The sequence below is a fragment of the Geodermatophilus sp. SYSU D01176 genome (genome assembly GCF_054050015.1).
This window is the reverse complement of sequence record NZ_JBJGYN010000052.1, coordinates 23903-30238: the sequence shown is the minus strand read 5'-3', so window position 1 is coordinate 30238 and position 6336 is coordinate 23903. Positions and strand designations below refer to the sequence as shown.

Annotated in this window: 6 protein-coding genes; 5 read left to right on the top strand and 1 reads right to left on the bottom strand. The window is 75.7% G+C overall.

The annotated features are described in order from the left end of the window. Window positions 1-500: 500 nt before the first annotated feature. Window positions 501-1046 carry a hypothetical protein gene (locus ACI78Z_RS21045; RefSeq protein WP_457038478.1) on the bottom strand — a complete coding sequence of 182 codons (546 nt, stop codon included), beginning with the start codon at window positions 1044-1046 and terminating at the stop codon, window positions 501-503. Between the two features lie 138 nt (window positions 1047-1184). Between ACI78Z_RS21045 and era the strand changes: the two genes are divergently transcribed. The 5 genes from era (at window position 1185) to ACI78Z_RS21020 (ending at window position 6327) form a co-directional block, all read left to right on the top strand. Next, window positions 1185-2102, top strand: coding sequence for a GTPase Era (gene era / locus ACI78Z_RS21040; protein WP_457038477.1), 918 nt, complete (start codon window positions 1185-1187; stop codon window positions 2100-2102). 1 nt (window position 2103) lies between these two features. Then, window positions 2104-2895, top strand: coding sequence for a DNA repair protein RecO (gene recO / locus ACI78Z_RS21035; RefSeq protein ID WP_457038476.1), 792 nt, complete (start codon window positions 2104-2106; stop codon window positions 2893-2895). Next, the gene (locus ACI78Z_RS21030) at window positions 2885-3664 is read left to right on the top strand and encodes an isoprenyl transferase (protein ID WP_457038475.1); all 780 of its coding nucleotides are present in this window, start codon (window positions 2885-2887) and stop codon (window positions 3662-3664) included. Before recO ends, ACI78Z_RS21030 begins: the two co-directional genes overlap by 11 nt. Window positions 3665-3884: 220 nt before the next feature. After that, the gene (locus tag ACI78Z_RS21025) at window positions 3885-6005 is read left to right on the top strand and encodes a protein kinase domain-containing protein (RefSeq protein WP_457038474.1); all 2121 of its coding nucleotides are present in this window, start codon (window positions 3885-3887) and stop codon (window positions 6003-6005) included. 28 nt (window positions 6006-6033) lie between these two features. Next, complete coding sequence (locus ACI78Z_RS21020) at window positions 6034-6327, top strand: antibiotic biosynthesis monooxygenase (protein ID WP_457038473.1); 294 nt, start codon at window positions 6034-6036, stop codon at window positions 6325-6327. Window positions 6328-6336: the final 9 nt, after the last annotated feature.

Here is a 6336-nt window from a genome sequence, read left to right as displayed (position 1 = left end):
CCGCGCCCCCGCCGAGCCCCCCCCCCCCCCCCCCCCCCCCCCCCCCCCCCCCCCCCCCCCCCCCCCCCCCCCCCCCCCCCCCCCCCCCCCCCCGCCCGGACACCCTGCTCGGTGGGGACGCCGGGTCGATCCCGACTCGGCAGAGCGACCGGCGGAGGGCCTCGCGAACGCCTCCGGGTCGCGGGCCCACGCGGTCAGCGCCTGGTCCCGGCTGCTGTCGACGCCGTCCTCGTGGCCGTCTGGCAGGTCATCCTGTGGCTGCCGGTCGCCGTCGTGGCGGTCCCGCCGGCGGTGATGGGGGTCCGGCGTCGGTGGTCGGTGGCGGGTGTCGCACTGTGGCTGGTGGGGTGGCCCTGGCGGTCGCATGGGTCGCTGCCTGGCTCGCCGACATGGACCGGGCGGACGCCGCCGGGCAGAGCGGGGCCCGCGGGGCGTCCACAGGTAGCCGTCGGCCGCGGGCGGGGGCAGAGGATCGCCGGAGGTGACCCGGTGGGTCGGGCTCAGCCCAGCGGCCGGCCGAGGGCGTCGGCGAACGCCTCCGGGTCGCGCACCCAGGTGGTCAGCGCCTGCTCGCCGGCCCCGTCGCCCGAGCCGTGCCGGACGGCGACCCGCGTGCGCCCCGGCCACCAGCCGCCGCGCCGCTCCGCCGCGGGCCACCCCTCTGGCGGGCGTCCGCGACGCACCTCCCGGACCTGGACGAGCGGGACGACGCGCGACGGGTCGGTCCGGGCGCCCGCGACGTCGAAGGACAGCCCGTGGTCGGAGACCGTCGTCCGGCTGGTGTTCAGCAGCAGGACGACGGCCCCGGCCGCCAGCACCAGGGGCAGCTCGTCGCGCACTGCCGGCCAGCCCCCGCCCCAGCCGAAGACACCCAACCAGGCGCCGACGAGCGCCGCGGTGAACGCGACCGCCAGCGGCCGCGGCGGGCGGTACTGCCAGTAGCGCAGCGGTGCCGGGACGGTCGTCGCGGAGCGCTTCGGCCCCCAGCCGGCGGTGAAGCGGTGCGCGCGGACCTGCTCGACGTGCAGCCTCTGCTCACGGGCCACCGCCGCGGCAGCCTGGTCCGGTCCGCCACGTCCTCGCCCCGCCACGCGCCGATCCTCCCAGCCGCCCTCCCGGCGGTCTCCGCGGAAACCGCCGGGAGGTGACGGAGGGTGTCGGCGGCGGGTGGGAGGATGGACCACGTGACGCCGCCGGACCAGCCGCCGTACCGCAGCGGTTTCGCCTGTCTGGTGGGCCGCCCCAACGCGGGCAAGACCACGCTGACCAACGCGCTGGTCGGCGAGAAGGTCGGCATCGTCAGCAACCGCCCGCAGACCACCCGGCACGCCATCCGCGGCGTCGTCCACCGGCCGGGCGGGCAGCTGGTGCTGGTCGACACCCCGGGGCTGCACAAGCCGAAGAGCCTCCTGGGCCGCCGGCTCAACGACGTCGTCCGCGACACCCTGTCCGAGGTCGACGTCGTCGTCTTCTGCGTGCCGGCCGACCAGCCCGTCGGCACCGGTGACGGGTTCATCGCCCGCCAGCTGCGCGAGATCACGGCGCCCGTCGTCGTGGTCGTGACCAAGACCGACGCCGCGAGCAGGAAGCAGGTCGCCGAGCAGCTGCTCGCCGCGAGCCAGCTGGTCGAGGCCGCCGAGGTCGTGCCGGTGAGCGCGGTGCGCGGGGACCAGGTCGAGCTGCTGGAGGACCTGCTGGTCGGCCTGCTGCCGGAGGGCCCGCCGCTCTACCCGGAGGAGCAGACCACCGACGAGGACGTCGAGCGGCAGATCGCCGAGCTGGTCCGCGAGGCCGCCCTGGAGAAGGTGTTCCAGGAGGTGCCGCACTCCCTCGCCGTCACCATCGAGGAGATGACCCGCCGTCCCGACCCCAAGCGGGACGGCGCCGAGCTGGTCGAGGTGCACGCGCTGCTGCACTGCGAGCGCCCCAGCCAGAAGCCGATGCTCCTGGGCAGGGGCGGGTCGGTCATCAAGGCGATCGGCAGTGAGGCCCGGCCCGGCATCGAGGCGCTGCTCGCCGCCCGGGTGCACCTCGACCTGCACGTCACCGTGCTCGGCGAGTGGCAGGACGACCCCAAGAAGCTGAACCGGCTGGGGTACTGACGTGTCGACCACGCCGAAGTCGCTGTACCGCGACGAGGGCATCGTCCTGCGCACCCAGAAGCTGGGCGAGGCCGACCGCATCGTCACGGTGCTCACCCGCCGGCACGGCAAGGTCCGCGCGGTCGCCAAGGGCGTGCGCCGCACCAAGAGCAAGTTCGGCGCCCGGCTGGAGCCGTTCAGCCACGTCGACCTGCAGCTCTACACCGGCCGCACGCTCGACATCGTCAGCCAGGCCGAGTCGATCCGCGCCTACGGGCAGCCGATCGTCGCCGACTACCCGGCCTACACCGCCGGCACCGCGGTGCTGGAGACCGCCGACCGGCTCACCGCCGAGGAGAAGGAGCCCTCGCTGCGGCTGTTCCTCCTCGTCGTGGGGGCCCTGCGGGCGCTGTCCGAGCGCACCCACCCGGCGGGCCTGGTGCTCGACGCCTTCCTGCTGCGCGCCATGTCGGTCGCCGGGTGGGAGCCGGCGCTGGGGGGCTGCGCCCGCTGCGGTGAGGAGGGCCCGCACCGGCACTTCTCGGTGCCCGCCGGCGGCATGGTCTGCCCGCCCTGCCGGCCCACCGGCTCGGCGATGCCCAACCCGGCCACCATCGAACTGCTCGACGCGCTGCTCACCGGCGACTGGGACACCGCCGAGGCCAGCCAGGGCACCAACCGCCGCGAGGGCAGCGGGCTGGTCGCCGCGCTGCTGCAGTGGCACCTGGAGCGCGGGCTGCGCTCGCTGCCGCTGGTCGACCGGTCCGAGCCGACGGCGCCGCGCCGGGAAGCAGGTCTGCTGAGTGAGGCGTGAGGTCCCGCGGCGTGAGGTGAAGGCCCCGAACCCGCACCCGTCGGGGGTCCGCCCGCCGCAGCTGCCGCCGGAGAAGGTGCCGGGCCACGTGGCGATCGTCATGGACGGCAACGGCCGCTGGGCCGAGCGGCGGGGGCTGCCGCGCACCGCCGGGCACGAGGCGGGGGAGTCCTCGCTGTTCGACTGCGTCGAGGGCGCCATCGAGCTGGGCGTCAGGGCGATCAGCGCCTACGCCTTCTCCACCGAGAACTGGCGGCGCAGCCCCGAGGAGGTCCGCTTCCTCATGGGCTTCAACCGGGACGTCATCCGCCGCCGCCGCGACGAGATGCACGAACTCGGGGTGCGGGTGCGCTGGGCCGGCCGCCGTCCGCGGCTGTGGCGCAGCGTCATCAAGGAGCTCGAGATCGCCGAGGAGCTCACCCGGGACAACGACGTCCTCACGCTGACCATGTGCGTCAACTACGGCGGCCGCGCCGAGATCGCCGACGCGGCCGCGGCGATCGCCCGCGAGGTCGCCGCCGGCCGGCTGGACCCCGCCAAGGTCGACGAGGGCACCGTCTCCCGGTTCCTGGACGAGCCCGACATGCCCGACGTCGACCTGTTCGTGCGCAGCTCGGGGGAGAACCGCACCAGCAACTTCCTGCTGTGGCAGTCGGCCTACGCGGAGTTCGTCTTCCTCGACACGCTCTGGCCCGACTTCGACCGCCGCCACCTGTGGGCGGCGTGCGAGGAGTACGCCTCGCGGCAGCGCCGCTTCGGCAGCGCCTGAAGGCCGTTCGGGTTCCGGCCCTCGCCGGTCCTCATCACCGCAGGTCGACGGCGCGACCGTCGGCTGTCACGCCACGCGGGCGTGTCGCGCCGGTCGGTCCGCTGAGCTCGACGTTCGCCTTCAGCCCGCGTCGGTGCGTGGCTACGTTGCCACCCCGACGGCGGGCGTGGGCGCGGCACGCGACGCGCTGCTGCCGACCCGACGGGCGTTCGGAGCGGTCATGGACATGCAGACGGGGACGTCGTTCGCGGGCTACACGGTCCTCCGCCTGCTCGGGGCCGGCGGCATGGGCTCGGTCTACCTGGTGCAGCACCCCCGCCTGCCGCGGCAGGACGCGATGAAGGTGATCCACCCCCAGCTGTCCTCCGACCCGGTCTTCGTCGCCCGGTTCAACCGGGAGGCCGAGCTGGCCGGCACCCTGGACCACCCGTCCCTGGTGAAGGTCTACGACCGCGGGCTCGACGAGGGCCGGCTGTGGCTGACCATGCAGTACATCCCCGGCCCGGACGTCGACCAGGTGCTGCGGCAGGACGGCCCCATGGCCCCCGCCCGCGCGGTGTGGCTCGTCGGGGAGATCGCCGGCGCGCTCGACCACGCCCACGCCGCCGGCCTGGTCCACCGGGACGTGAAGCCGGCGAACATCCTGCTGGCGCGCAGCGGTCTGGGGATCGAACGCGCCTACCTGACCGACTTCGGCATCGCGCACGCGACCGAGGCGTCGCTGCAGCTGACCGACACCGGTGACCTCCTCGCCAGCATCCCGTACGCGGCACCGGAGCAGCTGGACGGGCGGCCGGTCACCGGCGCGGTCGACGTCTACGCCCTGGGCTGCGTCCTCTACGAGCTGCTGACCGGGCGCCGGCTGTTCGACCAGCCGACCCCGACCGCGCTGATGGGCGCCGTGGCGAGCGGGCCGCCCCCGCAGGCCCTCGATGCCCTGCCGCCGGGGCTGCGGCAGGTCGTCGGTCGGGCGCTGGCCGCCCATCCGGCGGACCGGTTCCCCACCTGCGGCGCCCTCGCCGACGCGGCCAGCCGGGCCGTGCCCCCGGTCGCCCCCACCGTGGTGCGGACGGTGCGGCAACCGGCCGGGGCGCCGGGATCGGCGCCGCCGGTGCCGACCGCGGGGTCCGGGGCGACGTGGCCACCGCCGGGCTCCCCGCCGTCGTGGACGCCGCAGGGGACCGGCACCCCGCCGCCGTGGGGACCGCAGTCGCCCGGTACCCCGCCGCCGTGGGGACCGCAGTCGGGTGGCCGGCCGCCGTGGCCGGGCGGGACGTACGACCAGGACCGGGGTGGGGCGGGGACCGGACCGGGCGGACCCACAGACCGCAGCCGGCAGCGCCGGTACCTGGTCTGGGGAGCGGTCGCGCTGGCCCTCGTCGTCCTCGCCGGTGTCGCCGCGTGGTTCCTGCTCGCGGGGTCGGCGCCCGACGCGCCGAGGGAGGTGGAGGCGGCGGCGACCGCGGAGGGCGTCGAGGTCCGCTGGGAGGCCGTCGACGGTGCGACCGGGTACGAGGTGCACCGGGACGGCGAGGTGGTCGGCCGGTCGGACGGGTCGGTCTACGTCGACTCGGAGGTCGGCAGCGGGGTCCGGGTCACGTACTCGGTCCGCTCGGTGGGCAGCGGCGGGGACCGCTCCGCGCTGAGCGAGTCGAGGACCGTGGTCAGCGCCCTGCACCCGGCGTCGAACCTCGCGGCGGAGGTGGACGGCGCCACCGTCGGTCTGACCTGGACCCCGGTGGAGAACGCCGAGACCTACGAGGTGCGCCGCGACGACCAGGTGGTGCAGTCGCAGCTCACCGGCACGTCCTTCGCCGATGACGAGGCGCTCACGCCGGGGAGCCACACCTACACGGTGGTGGCCTTCGACGCCGATGGGGCGCCGTCCTCCTCGAGCTCCGTGGACGTCGAGATCAGCCCCTGGCTGGAGGCCGCCGACATCGCGGCGGCGTTCCCCGACCTGGTCCCCGACCAACCGGGGCCCGGGGGCTGGGGTGGTGCCACCTGCGAGGTCAGCCCGCCGCTCAGCACGTCGACGGCCGACGTCTACATCACGTGCACCCTGCCGTCGGGCATCTACGTCGAGCTGGGCCAGTACCCCGACCAGGCGGCGCTGGACGCGCGGATCGCCGCCCTGGACCCCGTCGCCGACCCGGCCTTCGACCGGCTCCAGGAGGGCGGCTGGTACCGGCAGAGCCAGCCGGGGGTCACCGACCCCGCGTGGGAGGCGTGGGGCTTCGTGGACGGTCCCCGCCGGCTGATGGAGATCTACATCCAGTGGCACGGCCACACCATCGAGGACCTCGACCGCGAGTGGTTCACGCCCGCGCCCTGGCGGTGACCGATCGCCCGTCTGCGACGATCGACGGGTGTTCGCGGTGACCCGGCTGCGGGTGTCCCCGGCCGACGCGGCCGGTCTCGCCGCCGCCGTCGACGTCCTGCTGGCCGCCCTCGCCGCCCGCCCCGGGTACCGGGACGGCGAGCTGGGCCGCTGCACCGACGACCCCGGGCTGTGGGCGCTGGTCACCCGGTGGGACGGCGTCGGCGCCTACCGCCGGGCGCTGTCGGCCGCCCAGGTGAAGCTCGCCGGGGCGGCGGTGTGGCAGCACGCGCTGGACGAGCCGGGCGCCTACGTCCCGGAGGAGCAGCCGGTCGAGGGGTGATCACGCGGT

Bases quoted from the DNA above. Each gene is read 5' to 3' on its own strand.
- ACI78Z_RS21025 (WP_457038474.1), top strand. From the start codon at position 3,885: ATGGACATGCAGACGGGGACGTCGTTCGCGGGCTACACGGTCCTCCGC.